A 22902-nucleotide genomic window follows, 5' to 3' on the forward strand; every position below is an offset into this window, starting at 1 on the left:
CGATGGAATCGGGTGAGGTCGAGCGGGAGCTCGAGGAGCTGGAGACGCGCATCGAGCGGCTGCGCGCGCTCTACGAGCAGTATTTCATGGGGATCGAGCGGCTGGAGCCGCTCATCCCGCGCAAGGACGTCGAGCGTCGCATCTGGGTGATGCGGCGGGAGCAGATCAGGAACACCGGGCTCCGGTTCAAGTTCCAGATGCTCATCCAGCGCTACAACACGTTCCAGCAGTACTGGGGCCGCATCTCGCGCGAGATCGAGAACGGCACGTACCGCCGCGACGTCATCCGCGCAGCGAAGCGGGTCGGCGCGAAGGAGGCGCTCACGATCGTCGGCCGCAAGCGGGCGGAGCGCTACGCGGAGCTCGCCGAGCAGCAGGAGACGGCGCGCGAGCCGGTCCACCGCGCCGATGACGGCGGCGATCACGACGAGATCGACGTCGACGACGAGGCGGTCACGCTGGCGCCCCCTCCTTTGCCCGCCGCGTCGCTCTTGGGGAAGCGATCGCTGGCCGCGCTGGCCGCCGAGGAGGCCGCGCCTCGCGCCGCGGTCGCGCCGCTGACCGCGCCGGAGGCGGCGAGCGCGGCGCCCGCCAGCTCGCCGGTGCGCCCCGCGCTCGCGCCGCCTGCCATGCCGCAGGCCGCCGCGGCCGTGAAGCCCGCTCCGCTCGGAGGGCTGCCCCGGGGGCTCGGTCTGACCAGGCCGCAGCAGAAGCCGGCGGAGATCAAGCCGGCAGAGGCGAAGCCGGTCGAGGCCTCGCTGGCGGGCGCGAAGACCTCGGCGCGCCCTGCCGTCGAGAAGGCCCAGCCCGCGGCGGGCGGGAACAGCCGCCAGCGGCTCGCCGAGCTCGCGGCGGAGATGCGCGCTCAGCGCACCAAGACCGGCGACGCGGCGAAGGCCGCGGCCGGACCTCCGGACGCATTGACAGACGTCGCGCCCGAGCCTCCGCCCGCTCCGAAGCGACCGCCGCCCCCGGTTCCCGTCAAGCCTTCTCCCGGCCCTCCGGCCGAAGCCTCAGCGGTCGCTGCCGCGACGGGCGAGGCGAAGGGCGCGGGAGCGAGGCGGCAGGAGCGCCTGCACTCGGAGCGCCCGCCGTCGGCCCGGCGCCGTCGCTCCACCGCGCCGCCTGCCGCGGAGGCCGGCGCGGCGAGCGGCGCTCGGAGCCCGGCGCCGCGGACGCCGTCGCGCCCCCCGGAGGCCGCGCGCGCCGGCCTCGACACCGCGGTGCGCGCGCGACCCGGGCCGCCCCCGCAGCGATCTGCCGCGCGCGACGACGAGCTCCCGGAGCAGCGGCTGCGTCAGATCTACGCGAAGTATGTCGAGACGAAGCGCGCCGCGCGTGAGTCGACGGCCGGCGTCACCTACGAGCGCTTGGCCGAGAGCCTCCGCGCGCAGGCCGCGAAGCTGCGTGCGACGAACCCGGCCAAGTCCGTCGACTACGATGTCGTCGTCAAGGACGGCAAGACCCTGCTGAAGCCGATCCTCAAGTAGCCTGAGATCGGCTGGCAGCAGCGCGGACGCGACATCCCAAGGCAGCGATCGACGCGCGAGCAGCGTTCGGCGCGGCAAGCGCCAGGAGCATGAGCTCTCCGAGCCAAGCTCGGTTAGAGCGGGATGCATCTTCGTGCGCTACGGGCTCATCCGCGTGGTTCGGCTCGCTGCGGCGTACTTTCGTACGCCTCGCTCGCCTGCCTAACGGCTGAGCCCGTATCTCACGAAACCGCGCCCCGCTCTGGCTGAGACGTTCCCGAGGGCGCTCGCCGCGTCAGACGGTTGGGCTGGGCGGATGAGGATGTTCCGGCGGATCAGTGATGTGCGACGCGGCGCCAAAGCTGCGGCAGCCGCTGGACCCGCGCAGGTACTCCGGCGTCGTCCTCGACGAAGAGGATCGCACACGCCGTGCGGTCGGCCTCGCGCATCCTCGCGCATAAGTCGGCCAGGTCATCGTCGGCGTCCACAACGTCGGCTTCGGCCGGCTGGGAACCGCCTTGAACGTATCTAACATTGTCAAGGGCGATCCATCGCCCAGCGAACTGTTCAGATCGACATATGTCGCGCCAGCTCATTCGAGGCGCGACCAAACGAATCTTACTGCCCATTTCCCGTGAGCGACCTTCTCCCCCATGTTCCAAAGTCAAGCGCCGACCAAGCAAAGCCAGGGCGCGGCGTGCACTGAACTTTCAGAACTGTCGGGGCAGGATCTAGCACCGCTCAAAATCGGGCGTCAAGGCAAGCCTGGAACAGCCCGGACCCTCTGGGCGTTGTGCTCGATCCGGCCCACGTCCTTCACCGACATTGCGCTGGCAGCTGGGACATCGCCTCGCCTGCCCCGATCCGCGCGGCGGCCAAGGCGTGGGACTTCGCCGCGCACCCCTTGGACGCGACCGCGCGCTTGGCGCTACCGCTGATAGCGGCTCTCGCCTCGGCCTTCTTGGGGCCATCGCAGGCCGCGAAGCGCTTCACCGCGAGATCCGTGTTGCCGCCGTTCGCCAGGTTGATCGCGGCCCTGCACTCCTGCTCCGCCTTCTCGTTGCCAGGCGGCGGGGCCTTGGGCCCGGTGGTCGCGGCCGGGGTCGTCGGGGTCGACGTGTGCTTCGGGGTGTCGGGAGCCGTCTTGTCCGGGCCGTTGGGCTCGGGCGGCGTAGGCTCCGGGGTGGTGGTGGGCGTGCTCGTGGGCGTGCCCACGGGATCCGACGCCACGGTGACCGACGGCGCGCCCGTGGGCAGCGGGATCGCGGTCGACGTGCTCTCCTCGGTCGTGCTCCCGCCGCTCCCCTTCGTCATCATGACGACGCCCACGACGCCGAGCACCGCGACGGCCGCGACCGCGGCGAGGATCGGAGCTGCCTTGCTCTTCTGCGGGGCCGGCGGCGGCGCGGGGAACACCTGGCCGCTGCCCGTGGGCACGGCCGGGTGCGCCGGGACGACAGCCTGATCCATGACCGTCGCGGCCTGATGGGCCTGATGGGCCTGATGGTTGACGACGGTCCTCACCGGTCCCGATCCCGTGGGCGGCCCCGCGACGAACAGCGGCTCCCCGAGCTGCGTCTGACCCGAGCGCGACGGCATGAGCGCCGTCCCGCTGGTCGGCGCGTCGCTCCCGACGAGCGTGCGGGGCGCCGCCGCGAGCACCGAGAGGCGGGCGCCCGCGCCGATCGTGAGATCCTCGTAGAACTCCCGCGCCGACTGCTGCCGGTCCTCGCGCCTCTTGCTGAGGGCCCTCATGACGGCCGCCTTCATCTTCGGCGGGGCCGCGGCGCCCATCGGCACCGCCTCGAACGGGAACGGCTGCGCCGTCATGTGCTGCGTCGCCCACGCCCATGGCGTGTCGGCGTCGAACGGCAGGCGCCCGGTGAGCATCTCGTAGGTCAGCACGCCGAGCGAGTAGATGTCGCTCCGCGCGTCAAGCTCGGTCCCCGTGAACTGCTCGGGGCTCATGTACGGCGGGGTCCCGAGCACCGTCCCCTGCTGGGTCAGCTTCTGCTCGGCCTTGGCGCTGCGCTCGTCGCGCTTCGCGATGCCGAAGTCGAGGACCTTGACGTAGTCCTCCTCGCCGGCGCGCTTGGTCAAGAAGATGTTGGCGGGCTTCAGGTCGCGGTGGACGATCCCCTTCTCGTGGGCCTCCTGGAGCGACCCGCACGTCTGCGCGATGATGCGATCGACACGCTCTGGAGAGAGCGCGCCGCCCCGCTCGAGCGCCGTCTCCAGCGACTGTCCGTTGAGGAGCTCCATCGCGATGTAGAGCTCCCCGGTGTTCGTCTGCCCGAAGTCGTAGACCTTGATGGTGTTCGGGTGCTCGAGCTCGCTGACCGTGCCGCACTCCCGCATGAAGCGCGCGACCACCTGCGGATCCTTCGCGTGCTGCGAGAGGAGCGTCTTGATGGCGACCTTCCGCACCGACGTCCCCATCGGCTGCTCGCCGTTGTAGACGCGGCCCATCCCGCCCTCGCCGAGCACGCCGATGATGCGGAACCGGCCGCCGACGATCGCGCCGATGAGCGGGTCTGCCTCCACCGGCGCGACAGGGAGGAGCGCGCCGCACGTGGCGCAGAAGCGCGCCCCATCGATGTTTGGCTGATGGCAAGCGGGACATTCCATGCGATCGAACCTCTACCCCCGAAGCGTGACGGAACGCGATCGTCGCCTCGGGCCGCTCCGCGGCGCGCCCGAGCGAACGTGCGCCGGGCAGGATCGCAGCAGCCGCGAGCGGAGCGCAAGGGACCTCTCGCCGGCCCGAGCCGCCGCCAGCGCGCTTCCTCGTCGTCGTCGTCGTCCTCGTTCGCTTGCGTTCGCGCTCACGCAGCTGCTCGCCCGCGCCGCGTCGTCGCTGCGCGTGGCGTTCGGCGTGGGGAACGCTGCCCGGGCGACCCCGCGCGGGCCGCGCCGCTGCGCTCCGCGCGCCGCGGGAGCGTGCTCCTCGACGTCCGCACTTGAAAACCGGGAGCGCTCGAGCGAGATCGGCGCCGCCGGAGGACGCCGGTGCTCTGGACCGCCCACCTCGACGGCGCGGCCAGCCCCGCGCTCTCGAAGCCGATTCCAGCGAAACGGACGAAAACGATGCACACCGCTTGACACGTCTCTTGCAGGGGGCTAAGAGCCTCCTCCCTTCGCGGGACTCGTCTACCTTCGGAGCGACGTGAGCGGCACCAACTGCTTCACCTCGCTGCGGTCCAGCCCGGTCGGGGCACTCCGAACCGTGCAGGTGGCGGTCCAGCAGGGCCGGGAGTTGATTGCTCGCACAGAAGTGATCGGTCTTGGGACATTTCGCTAGGTCAGCACGCACGTTTCCCGGAGCCCGGGGACGGGCAGCGGGTGGATGCCGCTGGCGTAGCTCAATCGGTAGAGCACCTGCCTTGTAAGCAGGGGGTTAGGGGTTCAAGTCCCCTCGTCAGCTCCGATGCAAGGCAACAGGTCGATGGTTCGGGAGGTCGCGGCAGAGACAAAGACGGCAAAATCTAATAAATAGAGAAAATCTGGAGGGTTGCCCGAGCGGCCAAAGGGAGCAGACTGTAAATCTGCCGGCAATGCCTACGATGGTTCGAATCCATCACCCTCCACCGGGGCGTCTTTACGCTCCGAAGGCGGTCCGACCAGGATACAGATCCGCTGGGGTCACTCCCGACGGAAGCCCGCGGGCGTAGCTCAGTTGGTAGAGCGTCAGCCTTCCAAGCTGAACGTCGCCGGTTCGAACCCGGTCGCCCGCTCCGTGGTCGGTCGTTTGCCCACCTAGCTCAGTTGGCAGAGCACGTCCTTGGTAAGGACGAGGTCGTCGGTTCAATCCCGATGGTGGGCTCCAGCGAGGACAGCGAAACGCAGTCGCGAACTTCATTTCGGCAGGAGACATCTCGATGGCCAAGGAGAAATTCACTCGTACGAAGCCGCACGTGAACGTGGGCACCATCGGCCACATCGACCACGGCAAGACCACGCTCACGGCGGCGCTCGTCAAGGTGCAGTCGAAGCGCAACCTGGCGAAGGCGATCTCGTACGCCGACATCGCGAAGGGCGGGACGGTCCGTGACGAGACCAAGACGGTGACCATCGCGGCGGCGCACGTCGAGTACGAGTCGGCGAACCGCCACTACGCGCACGTCGACTGCCCCGGGCACGCCGACTACATCAAGAACATGATCACCGGCGCGGCGCAGATGGACGGGGCGATCCTCGTCGTGTCGTCGCTCGACAGCGTGATGCCGCAGACGCGCGAGCACGTGCTGCTCGCCCGGCAGGTCGGCCTGAACCACATCGTCGTGTTCCTCAACAAGTGCGACGCGGTGGACGACCCGGAGATGCTCGACCTGGTCGAGATGGAGGTCCGCGAGCTGCTGTCGAAGTACAAGTTCGACGGCGACAACGCGCCGGTGGTCCGTGGCGCGTCGCTGCCCGCCCTGCAGGGCGACCCGAAGTGGGAGGAGACGATCCAGCAGCTGCTCAGCGCGCTGGACAGCTACATCCCCGAGCCGGTGCGCGACATCGACAAGCCGTTCCTGATGGCCATCGAGGACGTGTTCTCGATCAAGGGCCGCGGCACGGTGGCCACGGGCCGCATCGAGCGCGGCATCATCAAGGTCGGCGACGAGGTGCAGATCATCGGCTTCAAGGACACGAAGAAGTCGGTCGTGACCGGCGTCGAGATGTTCCGCAAGCTGCTCGATCAGGGGCAGGCGGGCGACAACGTCGGGTGTCTGCTCCGCGGCGTGGAGAAGGAAGAGATCGAGCGCGGCCAGGTGCTGGCGAAGCCTGGGTCGATCACGCCGCACACGAAGTTCACCGGTGAGGTGTACGTCCTCAAGAAGGAGGAGGGCGGGCGCCACACGCCGTTCTTCACCAACTACCGGCCGCAGTTCTACATCCGGACGACGGACGTGACCGGCACGGTGAACCTCCCCGAGGGGGTGAAGATGGTGATGCCGGGCGACAACATCACGATGACGATCGAGCTCATCGCGCCGGTCGCGCTGGAGGAGCAGATGCGCTTCGCCATCCGCGAGGGCGGCAAGACGGTGGGCGCCGGCGTCGTCACCAAGATCCTCGCGTAGGAGGCCGACGTGGGCGAGCAGGCCGGTGGGTGGCGTGCGGCGCGCATCGCCGTCTCACTGGCCTGCCGCGAGTGCAAGTCGCGGAACTACAAGACCACGAAGGCGCCGGACCAGGTGGTGTCGCTCAAGAAGTTCTGCAAGCAGTGCAAGAAGCACACGGTTCACGACGAGACGAAGTGAACGGGTGCTCAGGAAGGCGCAGCGATTCTAGGGGTATAGCTCAGTTGGTAGAGCAGCGGATTCCAAATCCGCAGGTCGGGAGTTCGAGCCTCTCTGCCCCTGCCGGGGGATGTGGGTGCCTCATGGCCGCCCTTGGATCCCCACCGAGCAGGCCTCTGTCTGCCGCGGGTCGGCGCGTTTGGTGTTGTTATGGCGAAGGGTCAAAAAGACAAGCAGCCGCCGAAGGTCGCGGAGGACGAGGAGCCGGAAGAATCCGGACCGAGCTCGCCCGCCGAGGACTCGTCCCTCGTGGCGCAGAGCGAGAGGACGGGGGCTGCTGACGCGAAGGACGCCGAGGCGCCGCGGGCCGATGAGTCGAACGAGGCCGATGAGGCCGAGGACGGAGAGGTCGCGGCTGCTCAGCTCGGCTCGGAGCGCTATGTGCTCGCCGGCTTCTTCGCCGCGGGGATGCTGCTCGCCTACCTGCTTGGCAAGGTCGTCCATGGCGTCTGGGCGACCCTGGCCAACAAGGACTGGTTCAGCCGGACGCTTCCGGCGCTCTCCGCGGTGGGTGACGACGACAAGACGACGTACGGCATGATCGCCGGCGGCGTCGTCGCGCTGGTCGTCGTGTTGCGCGCGTTCCGCAACGCCGAGCTCCGCGCCTGGAGCGACGAGGTCGCCGCCGAGCTGGCGAAGGTGAAGTGGCCGACCAAGAAAGAGGTGACGAATGCGACGTTCGTCGTCATCGCGACGACCACCGTGGCGACCCTCTACCTGGCGCTGCTCGACCGCTTCTGGGCATTCGTGACCAACATCGTTTACGGCGATGGAAGCTGAAGCAGGGAGATCCTGAGGGAATCAAGCGCCATGGCCAAGAAGTGGTACGTCATCCATACCTACTCGGGATACGAGGCGAAGGTGCGCGACGCGCTCCAGCAGCGCGTGAAGCAGTACAGCCTGGAAGATCGATTCGGCGAGATCCTCATCCCGAGCGAGACGGTCACGGAGAACCGTCCCGGCGGTAAGACCCGCGTGCGTCAGAAGCTCAGCCTGCCCGGCTACATCTTCGTGGAGATGGAGATGAACGAGCAGGTCTGGCACCTGGTCAAGGACACCCCCAAGGTCACCGGCTTCATCGGCAACCAGACGCCGCAGGAGGTCCCGATCGTTCAGATCGACAATCTCCGGCGGGGGATCGTCGAAGGGGCGGTCAAGCCGAAGCCGCGGCTCACGTTCGAGGTGGGTGAGGAGGTGCGGGTCCTCGATGGCGCCTTCGCGAACTTCACCGGCACGGTCGACGACGTGAAGATGGACAAGCAGAAGCTCAAGGTGAAGGTCAGCATCTTCGGCCGACCCACCAGCGTGGAGCTCGACTTCTCAGCCGTGGAGAAGCGCTAGCCGGAACGGACGGCTGCAAACCTGCGGGCGAGCACCGCGCCTCCGCGGTGCTTCGCTGTTTCTCTGAATAGTAGACCGCCCGTCGGGCGGCGGTTCGATAGGGTGCGAGATTCATCATGGCGAAGAAAGTCACAGGGTACGTGAAGCTGCAGCTTCCGGCGGGCAAGGCCAACCCGTCGCCCCCCGTCGGTCCGGCGCTCGGCCAGCACGGCGTCAACATCATGGCGTTCTGCAAGGACTTCAACTCGCGGACGGCGGCGCAGGGGGACATGATCATCCCGGTGGTGATCACGGTCTACTCGGACCGCTCGTTCACGTTCATCATGAAGACGCCGCCGGCCTCCGTGCTCCTCAAGAAGGCGGCGGGGCTCGAGACGAAGAAGAAGCCGGGCGCGGGCTCCAAGGAGCCCAACAAGGTCAAGGTGGGCAAGGTCACGCAGAAGCAGCTGCAGGAGCTTGCCCAGCTCAAGATGCAGGACATGAACACGACCAACCTCGAGTCCGCGATGCGCAGCATGGCGGGCACGGCGCGCTCGATGGGCATCGACGTCGTCGACTGAGGTGGTCGCGCTCCCCGCCGTCGGGGATGCGCCCCCGCCGCGCTGGCGCTCCGAGGGGCGCCCGGCGGGCCAGAAGCAAGACTTACCACGGTAGTTTAGGCGCACCGTGGGAGGCGAGAGCCGTTAAGAAGGAGGGCATGTGCCGAAAGTCGCCAAGAAGAAAGTCGCTGCGCGGGCAGTCGTCGACCGCGCGCGAAAGTACACATTGCAGGAGGCGTGCGCGCTCGTGAAGCAAGCGGCGCCCGCCAAGTTCGACGAGACGGTGGACCTCGCGGTCCGGCTGGGCGTCAACCCGCGGCACGCAGACCAGATGGTCCGCGGCGCCGTCGTGCTGCCGCACGGGACGGGGCAGTCGCTCCGGGTCCTGGTCTTCGCCAAGGGTGAGAAGGCCAAGGAGGCCGAGGCGGCCGGCGCCGACTTCGTCGGCGAGGCAGATCTCGTGAACAAGGTCCAGGAAGGCTTCATGGACTTCGATCGCGTGATCGCCACGCCCGACATGATGGGTCTGGTGGGCAAGCTCGGCCGTATCCTCGGTCCGCGCGGCCTGATGCCGAACCCGAAGGTCGGGACCGTGACGTTCGACGTGAAGACGGCCGTCTCGGAGGCGAAGGCCGGCAAGGTGGAGTACCGCGTCGAGAAGGCGGGCATCGTGCACGCGCGGATCGGCAAGGTCTCCTTCGCGGAGAACGCGCTCCACGTGAACGCGGACGCGCTGATCCAGGCGCTCGTCCGGGCCAAGCCGGCGACGGCCAAGGGCATCTACCTCCGGAGCATCACGCTGTCTTCCACGATGGGCCCCGGGGTTCGTATCGACCCGGTCCACTTCATCGGCAAGACGGAGGAGGCGTAGCCCATGGAACGGTCCCAGAAGGAAGTGCTGATCGGCTCCGTCCGGCAGAAGTTCGAGCGGATGTCTTCCGCGGTCTTCCTGGACTTCAAGGGGATGAACGTCGAGGCGGTCACCAAGCTTCGCGATGAGTTCCGGAAGTCCGGCGTGGAGTACCGGGTCGTGAAGAACACGCTCGTCCGCCACGCCATCAAGGAGCACCCCTGGGCGAAGACCCTCTCGAAGAGCCTGACCGGCATGACCGGCGTGGCCTGGAGCTACGAGGATCCGAGCGCGGCAGCCAAGGTCGTCAAGGCGTTCCGCAAGGACAACCAGAAGCTGCAGATCAAGGCGGGGCTCATCGAGGGGCAGATCCTCTCGGGCGACGCCGTCGAGACGCAGCTCGCGACGATGCCCGGCAAGGATGAGCTTCGTGCCACGCTGCTCGCGACGCTGCAGGCGCCGCTCCAGCAGTTCGTGCAGCAGCTCAACGCGCCTCTCCAGAATTTCGCTTATCTCTTGAAGGCGAAGGAAGAGGAAGCGGGCAAGCAGGCCTGAGAGGGTGCTTTCGTATCAATTGGGCCTTGCGCCCGTCTGGTTTTGGTTTACATGGCCCCCTCCCCGGGGCGCGCAGAAGAGTTTGAAGGAGTCTTGCAATGGCTGAGATCACGCGCGAGCAGGTCGTCGATTACCTCTCCAACCTCCCTGTCATCCAGATCGCCGAGCTCATCAAGGACCTCGAGAACAAGTGGGGCGTCAAGGCTGCCCCCGCGGCCGTGGCCGTCGCCGCCGGCCCCGCGGCCGGCGCCGCTCCGGCCGAGAAGGCCCCGGAGCAGACCGAGTTCGACGTCATCCTTGCGAACGCCGGCAGCAACAAGATCGGCGTCATCAAGGCGATCCGCGAGATCACCGGTCTGGGCCTGAAGGAGGCGAAGGACCTGGTCGAGGCCGCGCCGAAGACCGTCAAGGAGCAGGTTTCCAAGGCGGACGCGGAGGAGATGAAGAAGAAGCTCGTCGAGGCAGGTGCTACCGTCGAGCTCAAGTAACGATCACCGCTCCCTGCTAGGGAAATCGGGATCCGCCGGCGGACGGCGGCAGGGGCGGTCGTCCCTGCCGCACGTCCCGCTTTTGTCTGATGAACGGGACCGCGGATGCGGGCCCTCGCGCAACGCTGAAGAGGACCGCGAGTACGGGTCCTCGGTCAACTCTGAAGAGGACCGCGGGTGCGGGTCCTCGGCCAACGTCGGAGCTCAATGGGTCGCCACGCGGTCCGCTCTGCCCCCACAGCCAAGATGTTTTGGGTCCTCATTCCCTGGGGACGCTCGCTCGCCATTCGTGCGTAGCTTCGTGTTCGTTGCTCGGTTCGAGCCGTGCGCCCGCCCCGCACGGCTCGTGTGAGCCGGAGGAAATCGATGCCGTCGGTCGTCCAATCCAACTTCCGCGTCCGTAAGAACCTGGGTCGCGTTCGTCGCATCATCGACGTCCCCAACCTGATCGACATCCAGAAGTCGAGCTACGACAAATTCCTCCAGATGAGCGTTCCGCCGAACGAGCGGGAGGAGGTCGGGCTGCAGGCGGTGTTCCGCTCGGTCTTCCCGATCAAAGACTTCAACGGCACGAGCGAGCTCGTCTTCGTCTCGTACAACCTCGAGCCGCCGAAGTACGACGTCGATGAGTGCCGCCAGCGCGGCATGACCTACTCGGCGCCGATCAAGGTCACGAACCAGCTGATGATCTACGACACCCGCGACGGCGGGGAGCGGATCGTGCGCGACATCAAGGAGCAGGAGGTCTACTTCGGCGAGCTCCCGCTGATGACCGAGACGGGCACGTTCATCATCAACGGCACCGAGCGCGTCGTCGTCAGCCAGCTGCACCGGAGCCCCGGCGTCTTCTTCGATCACGACAAGGGCAAGACGCACTCCAGCGGCAAGCTGCTCTACTCCGCGCGCGTGATCCCGTACCGCGGCTCGTGGCTCGACTTCGAGTTCGACCCGAAGGACATCATCTATGTTCGCATCGATCGGCGGCGGAAGATGCACGCCACGGTGCTCCTGCGCGCGCTCGGGTACTCGACCCAGGACCTGCTGAACTACTTCTACTCGACCGAGACCGTGTACCTCGAGAAGGGTGGGAAGTACGCGAAGAGCATCGAGTACGATCTCCTCGCCGGTCAGCGGACGACGCGCGACATCAAGATCGGCAACGACGTCATCGTCAAGAAGAACACCAAGTTCACCCGCGCTGCCATCCGGAAGATGAAGGAGGCGAAGCTCGAGCGGCTCAGCCTCGAGCCGGAGGAGCTCGTCGGGAAGGTCGCGGCGCACGACATCGTCGACCCGGAGACCGGCGAGGTCGTGGTCGAGGTGAACGAGGAGCTCACCGAGGCGAAGCTCGAGCGGCTGCGCGACGCGAACATCGAGCAGTTCCGCATCCTCTTCATCGACGGCCTGAACGTCGGCTCGTACCTCCGCGACACGCTGCTCACCGACAAGGTGAAGACGATGGAGGACTCGATCCTGGAGATCTACCGGCGGCTGCGGCCGGGCGATCCGCCGACGCTCGAGACCGCCAAGACCCTGTTCCACAACCTGTTCTTCAACGCCGAGCGCTATGACCTGTCGAAGGTCGGCCGGCTGAAGCTGAACTACAAGTTCTACCGGGATGTCCCCGAGGACGAGCGGCCGGGTCTCGATCTCACGGTGCTCACGCCCCAGGACATCCTGGAGACCGTGCGCCACCTGATCGAGCTCAAGAACGGGCGCGGCTCGGTCGACGACATCGACCACCTCGGCAACCGCCGCGTGCGCGCGGTCGGCGAGCTGATGGAGAACCAGTACCGCATCGGCCTCGTCCGCATGGAGCGCGCGATCAAGGAGCGCATGAGCATGTCGCAGGAGATCGACACGCTCATGCCCCACGATCTGATCAACGCGAAGCCGGTCAGCGCGGTCGTGAAGGAGTACTTCGGGAGCTCCCAGCTCTCGCAGTTCATGGACCAGACCAACCCGCTCTCGGAGGTCACCCACAAGCGCCGCCTCTCGGCGCTCGGCCCGGGCGGCCTGACCCGCGAGCGGGCCGGGTTCGAGGTGCGCGACGTCCACGCGACCCACTACGGCCGTATCTGCCCGATCGAGACGCCGGAAGGGCCGAACATCGGCCTCATCGCCTCGCTGTCGACCTTCGCCCGCGTGAACGAGTTCGGGTTCGTCGAGACGCCGTACCGGAAGGTCGAGAACGGCCGGGTGACCGAGGACGTGATCTGGCTCTCCGCGCTCGAAGAGGAGGGCAAGTACATCGCGCAGGCGACCGTGAACCTCGACGAGGGCGGTCGCTTCAAGGAGTCGCTGGTCTCGGCCCGCTACAACGGCGAGTTCAAGATCGTCACGCCCGAGATGGTCGAGCTGATGGACGTCGCGCCGAACCAGATGGTGTCGGTCGCCGCCGCGCTCGTGCCGTTCCTCGAGCACGACGACGCGAACCGCGCGCTCATGGGCGCCAACATGCAGCGTCAGGCCGTGCCCCTCGTGCAGTCGCACGCGCCCCTCGTCGGCACCGGCATGGAGGAGCGGCTCGCCCGCGACTCCGGCGTCTGCGTCATCGCGCGGCGCCCCGGGGTCGTCGAGAGCGTCGACGCGACGCGCATCGTCGTCCGCGCCGAGGGCGAGGGCGCCGAGGTGCCCGATATCTACCACCTCATGAAGTTCCAGCGCTCGAACCAGTCGACCTGCTACACGCAGAAGCCGGTCGTCAGGACGGGCGAGGTGGTGAAGAAGGGCGACGTGCTCGCCGACGGCCCGTCGACGGACATGGGCGAGCTCGCGCTCGGCCAGAACGTGCTCGTCGCGTTCATGCCGTGGCAGGGCTACAACTTCGAGGACTCGATCCTTGTCTCCGAGCGCATCGCCAAGGACGACGTGTTCACCTCGATCCACATCGAGGAGTTCGAGTGCGTCGCCCGCGACACGAAGCTCGGCAAGGAGGAGATTACCCGCGACATCCCGAACGTCGGCGAGGAGGCGCTCAAGGACCTCGACGACTCCGGCATCGTGCGCATCGGGGCCGAGGTGCGGCCGGGCGACATCCTTGTCGGCAAGATCACGCCGAAGGGCGAGACCCAGCTCTCCCCCGAGGAGAAGCTGCTCCGGGCGATCTTCGGTGAGAAGGCCGGCGACGTCCGCGACAGCTCGCTCAAGGTGCCGCCCGGCGTCGGCGGGATCGTCATCAACGCCCGCGTGTTCTCGCGCAAGGGGACGGAGAAGGACGACCGCGCGCGGGACATCGAGGATCAGGAGCGGGCCAGGATCGAGCGGACGCGCGACGAGGAGATCAAGATCCTCCGCGACTCGTTCTTCCGCCGCATCCGCGAGCTCCTCCTCGGCAAGGAGACGACGGGCAAGCTCGTCGACGACAAGGGCAAGGTGCTCTTCCAGAAGGGCGCCATCATCGACGAGCCCTCGCTCGCCGAGATCCCCCGCAAGTACTGGGGGGAGATCCCCGTCGACGACGCCGAGCGGGTCCAGCAGATCCTGCGCGATCTCGAGGAGCTCGTCCGCACGCGCGAGGAGCACTTCCGCGACAAGATCGATCGCCTCTCCAAGGGCGATGAGCTGCCGCCGGGCGTCATCAAGATGGTGAAGGTCTATATCGCCATCAAGCGCAAGCTCCAGGTCGGCGACAAGATGGCGGGCCGCCACGGCAACAAGGGCGTCATCAGCCGCATCCTCCCCGAGGAGGACATGCCGTATCTGCAGGACGGCAGGCCGGTCGATCTCGTGCTGAACCCGCTCGGCGTGCCGAGCCGCATGAACGTCGGTCAGATCCTCGAGATCCACCTCGGGTGGGGCGCCTTCGAGCTCGGCAACCAGCTGCAGCGGATGATCGAGCAGCAGCGGGCGAGCGCCGAGATCAAGGAGCACCTCAAGGCCATCTATGCGGGCGACGAGACGATGAACGGCTTCTTCGACAACCTCGATGACGGCGACGTCAAGCGCTTCGTCAAGACGGTCGATGAGGGCGTGTTCATGGGATCGCCGGTGTTCGACGGCGCGCACGAGTCGGACATCAAGGGCGCCCTCGATCTCGCGGGTCTCCCGACCTCGGGTCAGGCGATCCTGTTCGACGGGCGCACGGGCGACGCGTTCGATCAGAACGTCACGGTGGGCATCATGTACATGCTGAAGCTCCACCACCTGGTCGACGACAAGATCCACGCTCGCTCGATCGGGCCGTACTCGCTCGTCACGCAGCAGCCCCTCGGCGGCAAGGCGCAGTTCGGCGGGCAGCGGCTCGGCGAGATGGAGGTCTGGGCGATGGAGGCCTACGGCGCGGCCTACGCGCTGCAGGAGTTCCTCACCGTGAAGAGCGACGACGTGATGGGCCGCACCCGGATGTACGAGGCCATCGTGAAGGGGGACTACACCCTGGAGGCGGGGCTGCCGGAGAGCTTCAACGTGCTCATCAAGGAGCTCCAGTCGCTGTGCCTGAACGTCGAGCTGGTCGAGACGAGCGCGGGCGTGGAGGCGTCGGCCGCGGAGGAAGAGGAGTGATGCAGTTCGTCACGTCACGAGCGCCGCGCGCCTTTTCGGTGACGGCAGGGGAGGCGCGCCGCGCGGGCGGCGCGCTCCCGAGCGCTCAAGCAGTGGGCGCGGACAGGTTCATCGGTTTCGTTTCTGTCTCCGGAGGTCTCCATGCGTGACATCTTCAGCTTCTTCGAGAAGCCCAAGGACCCGCTGTCGTTCAGCGCCATCCGCATCTCGCTCGCGAGCCCGGAGAAGATCCGCGAGTGGTCGCACGGCGAGGTGAAGAAGCCGGAGACCATCAACTACCGGACGTTCAAGCCGGAGCGCGATGGTCTGTTCTGCGCGAAGATCTTCGGGCCTGTGAAGGACTACGAGTGCAACTGCGGCAAGTACAAGCGCATGAAGCACCGTGGGATCGTGTGCGAGAAGTGCGGCGTCGAGGTCATCCAGTCGAAGGTCCGGCGCGAGCGGCTCGGGCACATCTCGCTGGCCACGCCGGTCGCCCACATCTGGTTCCTGAAGAGCCTGCCGTCGCGCATCGGCAACATGCTCGACATCACGCTCAAGGACCTGGAGAAGGTGCTTTATTGCGAGGCGTACATCGTCATCGATCCCAAGGAGACTGGCCTCATGCGGGGCGATCTCCTGAGCGAGGAGCGGTATCTGCAGCTCCTCGACGAGTACGGTGACGACAAGTTCAGCGCCGGCATGGGCGGCGAGGCGATCCTCGAGATGCTCAAGCAGGTCGACGTCCACGGCCTGGCGGAGCTGCTCAGGACGGAGATGCGCGCCGCGACCAGCGAGGCCAAGCGGAAGAAGCTCGCGAAGCGGCTCAAGGTCGTCGAGGCGTTCCGCGAGAGCGGCAACCGGCCCGAGTGGATGATGCTGACCGTGATCCCGGTGCTCCCGCCGGATCTGCGCCCGCTCGTCCCCCTGGACGGCGGCCGCTTCGCGACCAGCGATCTCAACGACCTCTACCGCCGCGTCATCAACCGCAACAACCGCCTGAAGCGGCTCCTCGAGCTGAACGCGCCGGAGATCATCATCCGGAACGAGCGCCGGATGCTGCAGGAGGCGGTCGACGCGCTGTTCGACAACGGCCGCCGCGGCAAGACGATCACCGGCCCGAACAAGCGCCCGCTCAAGTCGCTCTCCGACATGCTGAAGGGCAAGCAGGGCCGGTTCCGCCAGAACCTGCTCGGCAAGCGCGTCGACTACTCGGGCCGCTCGGTCATCGTCGTGGGCCCGACGCTGCGCCTGCACCAGTGCGGTCTGCCCAAGAAGATGGCGCTCGAGCTCTTCAAGCCGTTCATCTACAACAAGCTGGAAGAGCGCGGCTACGTCAACACCATCAAGAGCGCCAAGAAGATGGTGGAGAAGGAGCGCCCGGAGGTCTGGGACATCCTCGAGGAGGTCATCAGCGAGCACCCGGTGCTCCTGAACCGCGCCCCGACGCTCCACCGCCTCGGCATCCAGGCGTTCGAGCCGGTCCTCATCGAGGGCAAGGCGATCCAGCTGCACCCGCTGGTCTGCGCGGCGTTCAACGCCGACTTCGACGGCGACCAGATGGCGGTCCACGTGCCGCTGTCGGTCGAGGCGCAGATGGAGGCGCGCGTGCTCATGATGAGCACGAACAACATCCTCTCGCCCGCGAGCGGCAAGCCGATCATCAACCCGACCCAGGACATCGTTCTCGGGCTCTACTACGCGACCCGCGAGCGGAAGTTCGAGAAGGGGTCGTACCGCGCGGACACCCTCGCCTTCGGCGAGGACGGCGTGGCGCAGGGCTACCTGCGGGGCATCTACGCCTCCCCCGAGGAGGTGCGGATGGCGTACGACAACGGCGAGGTCGCGCTGCACGCCGGCGTCCGCGTCCGCGTTCCGATCATCGACGACGACGGCAACCCGCAGCTCGACGAGTTCGGCCACGTGAAGCGCCGCATCGTCGAGACCACGGTGGGCCGCGTCATCATCTCCGAGGTCCTCCCGAAGGGGGTCGCGTTCGAGTACGCGAACAAGACCCTCGACAAGAAGGCGCTCTCGGCGCTCATCGACGTCTGCTACCGCATCCACCGCAACAAGGAGACCGTCCTCCTCGCGGACCGGCTCCGCACGCTCGGCTTCGACCACGCGATGCGGGCGGGCATCTCGATCTGCATGGATCACATGGTGATCCCGGCGGCCAAGAAGGTCCTCCTGGGCGAGGCGCAGAAGGAGGTCGAGCGCGTCGTCGAGCAGTACCAGGAGGGGCTCATCACCGACGGCGAGCGGTACAACAAGATCGTCGATATCTGGGCGAGCATCGCCGACCAGGTCACGACCGAGATGATGGGCGGCATCGGCAAGGAGACGGTCGTCGATCACGAGACCGGCAAGGAGTCGATCGAGCCGAGCTTCAACCCCATCTACATCATGGCCGACTCCGGCGCGCGCGGGTCGACGCAGCAGATCCGGCAGCTGGCCGCGATGCGCGGCCTGATGGCCAAGCCGTCCGGCGAGATCATCGAGACGCCGATCACCGCGAACTTCCGCGAGGGTCTCAGCGTGCTCCAGTACTTCATCTCGACGCACGGCGCCCGGAAGGGCCTCGCCGACACGGCGCTCAAGACGGCGAACTCGGGGTACCTCACCCGGCGTCTCGTCGACGTGGCGCAGGACGCGGTCATCTCCGAGTTCGACTGCGGCACGCTCGACGGCATCCGCGTGGCGAAGCTCGAGGAGGCCGGCGAGGTCATCCAGCCGCTCGGCGACCGCATCCTCGGCCGCGTCGCGCTGGAGGACGTGGTCGACCCGCTCACCGGCGAGGTGCTCATCACGGCGAACACCGAGCTCGACGAGCAGGCGGTGCGGTCCATCGAGGACGCCGGCATCGAGGAGGTCGTCATCCGCTCGGTGCTCACGTGCCAGCTCCGCCGCGGGGTCTGCGCGCTGTGCTACGGGCGCGACCTCGCCCGCGGCTACCGGGTCAACATCGGCGAGGCGGTGGGCATCATCGCCGCCCAGTCGATCGGCGAGCCGGGCACGCAGCTCACGATGCGCACCTTCCACATCGGCGGCACCGCGGCGCGCGGCAAGATCGAGGCGAGCTACCTCGAGGCCCGCACCGAGGGCACCGTCCGCCTCCGCCGCGCGGTCGTCCAGAAGAAGAAGGACGGCACCATGGTGGTCATGAACCGCCACGGCGAGATCGTGGTCGTCGACGAGACGGGGCGCGAGCGCGAGCACAACCGCCTCGTCTACGGCGCCATCCTCAAGAAGGCCGACGGCGAGCGCACCAAGCCCGGCGAGCTGCTCGCCGAGTGGGACCAGTTCGCGACGCCGATCCTCACAGAGGTCTCCGGCGTTGTGAAGTTCGGCGACCTCATCGAGGGCGTCAGCGTGCAGGATCGCCTCGACGAGGTGACGGGCCTCTCGCGAAAGGTCGTCATCGAGTCGAAGGCGGCCGACGTCCGCCCGCGCATCTCGCTGAAGGACCCGGAGTCGGGCAGGACGCTGAAGCTCCCGAACAGCGAGCTCGAGGCGCGCTACCTGCTCCCTGTCGGCGCCCACATCGTCGCGCAGGAGGGGGATCTCATCGAGGCCGGCGAGGTCATCGCCAAGATCCCGCGCGACACGACGAAGGTGCAGGACATCACCGGCGGTCTGCCCCGCGTCGCCGAGCTGTTCGAGGCCCGAAAGCCGAAGGATCACGCGATCATCAGCGAGATCGACGGCGAGGTCACGTTCGGCAAGGACACGAAGGGCAAGCGGAAGGTCATCATCACGCCGTACTCGCCGGACGGGCACGCGCTCGGCGATCAGGCGCGCGAGTACCTGATCCCGAAGGGCAAGCACATCCAGGTGCAGCCGGGCGACCGGGTGCGCGCGGGCGACCCGCTCCAGGACGGCCCGCCGAACCCGCACGACATCCTCCGGGTGAAGGGCGAGAAGGAGCTGTCGGCCTGGCTCGTGAACGAGATCCAGCAGGTCTACCGGCTCCAGGGCGTCGGCATCAACGACAAGCACATCGAGGTCATCGTCCGGCAGATGCTCCGGCGGGTCCGCGTGCGCGAGGTCGGCGATACGAACTTCCTCGTCGACGAGCAGGTCGAGAAGCACATCTTCGAGAAGGAGAACGAGACGGTGCTCGAGCGCGGCGGCAAGCCCGCCATCGCCGAGGCGCTCCTCCTCGGCATCACCAAGGCCAGCCTGTCGACCGAGTCGTTCATCAGCGCCTCGTCGTTCCAGGAGACGACCAAGGTGCTCACCGAGGCCGCGATCAACGGCAAGACGGACGATCTCCGCGGTCTCAAGGAGAACGTCATCATGGGCCGCCTGATCCCGGCCGGGACGGGGCTGCCCGCCTACAAGCGCCTCCAGGTCGTGGTCGAGGGCGAGCCGGTGGCGCAAGCGCCGTACGTCGCCCCGCGGCCGCGTCCCGAGGAGACGCTCACGGCCGTGAACGAGGAGTGATCTCCTGCCGGCGCGCCCAGGGCGGGATCCAACCCCGACCCCGGGCGCGCCGCCCGTCTCCCGAAGCGCGTTTGCGGCGTTTCGGGGGGCGTCTTCCGCTTCGCCCCAGGCTCACCGACCTGACGAGCCGCGCGGGACGTGGCGTGCGCGCCTACCCGGGGTCAGTCTTCACTTCCACGTCGCAGCGTATCGGGTCGAGCGGGCATCGCCAGCCAACCGGCGTCGGCTGGAACGCTCACGGGGCTCGCGCGCCGCGCCGAGCTCTGCTCTCATTCCTCGAGCGCACCCCATGGCTGTATACGCCGCTAGCGGCTGGCCAGCTCTCCCCGCGTGCTCCCGTTCCGCGAGGGTTCTTGGGCGCGCCACCTCCAATTTCTGGGTAGAATCAGGGTTTCGATGGCTTCCGTTCAAGGATTGAACCAGCGGATTGCCGATCGCCTCGTCCTCGAGGGGCGCATCACCCCGGACGATCACCGTCGTGCGGTGGAGTACGCGATGCGTACGCGCGGCCGTATCGAGGACGCCATCATCGAGCTCGACATCGTCAACGAGGCCGAGCTCCTGAAGTTCATCGCGACCGTCCACAACACCCGCTTCGTCTCGACCGAGAAGCTCTCGAAGGCGATCATCGAGCCCCGCGTGCTCGCCAAGGTCTCGGCGATCACCGCGACGTTGCACGGCGTCTTCCCGGTCCTGCTCGACGATCGGAACACGACGCTGTCGGTCGCGACTGCGGATCCCGACAACGACGTCGCGCTGCACGAGATCCGGCTCGCCGCGGGCGTGCGGGACGTACGCGCCATCGTCGCCAGGCCGGCGGCGGTCCGCGCGGCCATCGCGTACCACTACCGGGGCGACACGACCGCGTTCAGCTCGCTGCTGCGCCCGGTCAACTCGTTCGACGAGATCCTCTACACCAACAGCAATAACCCCTTCGAGCGCGCGTCGATGACACACGAGCGCGCCTCGATCACGCATGAGCGCGCGTCGATGACGCACGTGCCCGCGGCGGTCCCGCTGCCGGCGCACGGGCAGACGATGCACATGCCGCCGGCGCACGTGGCGCCCACGCAGGCGGCGCCGATGCACCCGCAGGCGATGCACGTGCAGCCGGCGCACGCTGCGGCGCCCACGCAGGCGGCGCCGGTGCCGGCGGCGCTCGTCACGGCGCCGCAGGTGCCCGCGGTGATGCGGGCGCCCTCTGCGCCGCCCCGGGTGGCCCCGGCCGGCCCGCCGCCCACGCCTGTGCCTCCTTCGCCGCCTCCGCAGCAGCAGGTCGCTCCCGCCCCGATCTCCGCGCCGGTCGCCGTGGCGCCGCCCCCGCCGCCGGCGCACCCGACCACGACCCACGCGTACGTCGAGACGCTCAACGTCCTCGTGAGCCTGCTCGAGAACGCGCGGCAGGACCTCCGGGGCCACTCCTCCACGGTCGCTCGCATCGTGCGCAAGCTCTGCGAGCGCATCGGCCTGCCGCCGACGACGGTCGCGAGCTACGTGGCCTCGGCCTACCTGCACGACCTCGGCAAGAACGGCCCGTACCACCTCACGGCGCTCAACGTCGCCGAGTACGAGGGGCACCGGCTCGCCGCGACGAAGAGCGTCGATCTCCCGGCGCACCTCATGGAGTCGGTGGGGCTGCCGCAGGAGGTCGTCTCGGCGATCAGCATGATGTACGAGCGCTACGACGGCAGCGGCTTCCCCGACGGCCTGTCGGGCAAGGAGATCCCGCTCGGCGCGCGCATCCTCGCGGTCGCGGACACCTACGCCGATCTCACGCAGAACCCGCGCAACCCGTACCGCAAGGCGCTCCGCCCGCCGGAGGCCTGCGACGTGCTGGCCCAGTACCGCGCCACCATCTTCGATCCGAACATCGTCGATCTCTTCCGCCAGGTCATGACCGGCGACGACATGCGCGCGAAGCTGCTCTCCGATCGGCACCAGGCGCTCATCGTCGACCCGGATCCCGAGGAGACGACGGTGCTCGAGCTGCGCCTGCTCGAGCAGGGCTTCGAGGTCTCGATCGCGCGCAACGTGGCGCAGGCGCGCCGCGAGCTCGAGACGAAGGACATCGAGGTGGTCGTCAGCGAGATCGACCTCGAGGAGCCCGACGCCGGCCTCGCGCTCCGCGCCGACGCCCTGAAGCTCGGCTTCGGCCGCGACAAGACGTGGGTCATCCTCACCGCGAAGACGGACCGGCAGACCGCTCAGCGCGCCTTCGATCTCGGCGTCGACGACTTCGTCTCGAAGCCGGCGTCGACCGACGTCATGGCCGCCAAGCTCCGCCAGCTCATCGAGCGGCGCTCCACGACCGCCGTGCCCCGCGGCGTGTCCGGCTCGCTCGCCGAGATGGGCCTGCCGGACATGATCCAGATCCTCTGGCACGGCCGGAAGACGTGCGCGCTCAAGATCCAGGCGAACTCCATGGCCGGCGAGATCCACTTCGCCGACGGGCAGGTCGTCCATGCGCTCTGGGCCGGCGCGCAGGGCGAGGACGCGTTCTACCGGATGCTCACGCTCCGGGAGGGCGACTTCCGCCTCGACCCGAGCTTCTCGCCCAGCACCCGCAGCATCACGGCGTCACCGGAGGCGCTGCTGCTCGAAGGGATGCGCCGCCTCGACGAAGGGACCCTGTCCTAGGCGCGTCGCGCTGGAGGCCCCTTGAAGAGCCCCGTCTGCATCGAGACCCCGCGGCTGCGCCTCTTCATCCCTTCCGTCGAGCTCGCTGGCCGCTACCTCGCCTATTTCGAGCGCAACCGCGACCACCTGGCGCGGTGGGATCCGCCGCGCCCCGAGGGCTTCTACACCGAGGCGTTCTGGCGCGAGCGCCTCCTCCGCGACCACGAGGACTTCGCCGCGGATCGCGCGCTCCGGCTCGCGCTGCAGTGGCGCGGCGCGCCCGGCGGCGAGGTGATCGGGGTCTGCAACTTCACGCAGTTCGTCCGCGGCGCCTTCCAGGCCGCGACGCTCGGCTACTCGCTCGACCAGCGCGCCGTGGGCTCGGGCCTGATGTTCGAGGCGATCGAGGCGGGGATCGCGTACATGTTCGACACGATGGGCTTCCACCGGGTGATGGCGAACTACCTGCCGCACAACGAGCGCAGCGGCCGGCTGCTCCGGCGCCTCGGCTTCGCCGTCGAGGGGTACGCGCGCGATTACCTGTTCATCGATGGCGCCTGGCGCGATCACGTCCTGACCGCGCTGACCAACCCGAGGTCCGCGCCTCCGGGCGGCTCGCGGACGACGGGGACGGCGCACCCCGTCCGCGGCGCCGGCCCGCGCCACGGTTGATCCGGCCGCTCCCGCGATCGCGCCGCCGCGCTGCAGGGCCCGCTGCGCGGCGTCCGGGCCGCACGCCGCCGGCGGCCGGGCCGCACGCCGCCGGCGGCCGGCTACCGGTCGGTAACCAGGCGAGAACGCTGAAGATTGCTGCTTGCCCGCCCGCGA

14 protein-coding genes and 5 tRNA genes are annotated in these 22902 nt (G+C 68.1%); 18 read left to right on the forward strand and 1 reads right to left on the reverse strand.

Annotation, left to right across the window (positions count from 1 at the left end; translation table 11 throughout):
- The first annotated feature begins 2 nt into the window (after positions 1-2).
- Entirely contained in the window at positions 3-1490 is a 1488-nt protein-coding gene (locus WMF19_RS02255; protein WP_437897580.1) for an MXAN_5187 C-terminal domain-containing protein, read from the forward strand.
- Positions 1491-2285: 795 nt separating this feature from the next.
- On the opposite strand, the gene WMF19_RS02260 is transcribed toward WMF19_RS02255, so the two are convergent.
- On the reverse strand, positions 2286-4097 hold the full coding sequence (locus tag WMF19_RS02260) for a serine/threonine-protein kinase (RefSeq protein ID WP_437897582.1): 1812 nt from the start codon (positions 4095-4097) through the stop codon (positions 2286-2288).
- Between the two features lie 723 nt (positions 4098-4820).
- Here WMF19_RS02260 and WMF19_RS02265 point away from each other — a divergent pair.
- The 17 genes from WMF19_RS02265 (at position 4821) to WMF19_RS02345 (ending at position 22746) form a co-directional block, all read left to right on the forward strand.
- Positions 4821-4893, forward strand: a tRNA-Thr gene (locus tag WMF19_RS02265).
- 81 nt (positions 4894-4974) lie between these two features.
- Positions 4975-5056 (forward strand) — tRNA-Tyr (locus WMF19_RS02270).
- 74 nt (positions 5057-5130) lie between these two features.
- A tRNA-Gly gene (locus WMF19_RS02275) sits at positions 5131-5203 on the forward strand.
- A gap of 16 nt (positions 5204-5219) precedes the next feature.
- Positions 5220-5295 (forward strand) — tRNA-Thr (locus WMF19_RS02280).
- 52 nt (positions 5296-5347) lie between these two features.
- Positions 5348-6538 (forward strand): elongation factor Tu, encoded by a 1191-nt coding sequence (gene tuf / locus WMF19_RS02285; RefSeq protein ID WP_437327643.1) that lies wholly within the window; start codon positions 5348-5350, stop codon positions 6536-6538.
- Between the two features lie 9 nt (positions 6539-6547).
- Entirely contained in the window at positions 6548-6718 is a 171-nt protein-coding gene (gene rpmG, locus WMF19_RS02290; protein WP_012233038.1) for a 50S ribosomal protein L33, read from the forward strand.
- Positions 6719-6747: 29 nt separating this feature from the next.
- A tRNA-Trp gene (locus WMF19_RS02295) sits at positions 6748-6820 on the forward strand.
- An 87-nt stretch (positions 6821-6907) separates the two neighbouring features.
- Complete coding sequence (gene secE, locus WMF19_RS02300) at positions 6908-7537, forward strand: preprotein translocase subunit SecE (RefSeq protein ID WP_437897585.1); 630 nt, start codon at positions 6908-6910, stop codon at positions 7535-7537.
- Between the two features lie 30 nt (positions 7538-7567).
- The gene (gene nusG / locus WMF19_RS02305; protein WP_012233040.1) at positions 7568-8098 is read left to right on the forward strand and encodes a transcription termination/antitermination protein NusG; all 531 of its coding nucleotides are present in this window, start codon (positions 7568-7570) and stop codon (positions 8096-8098) included.
- A gap of 116 nt (positions 8099-8214) precedes the next feature.
- The gene (gene rplK / locus WMF19_RS02310; RefSeq protein WP_272097520.1) at positions 8215-8658 is read left to right on the forward strand and encodes a 50S ribosomal protein L11; all 444 of its coding nucleotides are present in this window, start codon (positions 8215-8217) and stop codon (positions 8656-8658) included.
- A 139-nt stretch (positions 8659-8797) separates the two neighbouring features.
- Positions 8798-9508 (forward strand): 50S ribosomal protein L1, encoded by a 711-nt coding sequence (rplA, locus tag WMF19_RS02315; RefSeq protein WP_272097521.1) that lies wholly within the window; start codon positions 8798-8800, stop codon positions 9506-9508.
- Between the two features lie 3 nt (positions 9509-9511).
- A complete protein-coding gene (gene rplJ, locus WMF19_RS02320; RefSeq protein WP_012233043.1) occupies positions 9512-10042 on the forward strand; it encodes a 50S ribosomal protein L10 in 531 nt (176 codons plus the stop codon).
- A gap of 98 nt (positions 10043-10140) precedes the next feature.
- Complete coding sequence (gene rplL / locus WMF19_RS02325) at positions 10141-10530, forward strand: 50S ribosomal protein L7/L12 (protein ID WP_272097522.1); 390 nt, start codon at positions 10141-10143, stop codon at positions 10528-10530.
- A gap of 366 nt (positions 10531-10896) precedes the next feature.
- A complete protein-coding gene (rpoB, locus tag WMF19_RS02330; RefSeq protein WP_437327273.1) occupies positions 10897-15033 on the forward strand; it encodes a DNA-directed RNA polymerase subunit beta in 4137 nt (1378 codons plus the stop codon).
- 141 nt (positions 15034-15174) lie between these two features.
- Positions 15175-19458 (forward strand): DNA-directed RNA polymerase subunit beta', encoded by a 4284-nt coding sequence (rpoC, locus tag WMF19_RS02335; protein WP_437897589.1) that lies wholly within the window; start codon positions 15175-15177, stop codon positions 19456-19458.
- Between the two features lie 396 nt (positions 19459-19854).
- Positions 19855-22095: an HD domain-containing phosphohydrolase gene (locus WMF19_RS02340; protein ID WP_437897591.1), complete on the forward strand. Its 2241-nt coding sequence runs from the start codon at positions 19855-19857 to the stop codon at positions 22093-22095.
- A gap of 21 nt (positions 22096-22116) precedes the next feature.
- Positions 22117-22746, forward strand: a complete 630-nt coding sequence (locus WMF19_RS02345) for a GNAT family N-acetyltransferase (protein ID WP_437897593.1) — start codon at positions 22117-22119, stop codon at positions 22744-22746.
- Positions 22747-22902: the final 156 nt, after the last annotated feature.

This window comes from Sorangium sp. So ce124, from assembly GCF_051525235.1.
Classification (GTDB): domain Bacteria; phylum Myxococcota_A; class Polyangia; order Polyangiales; family Polyangiaceae; genus Sorangium; species Sorangium atrum.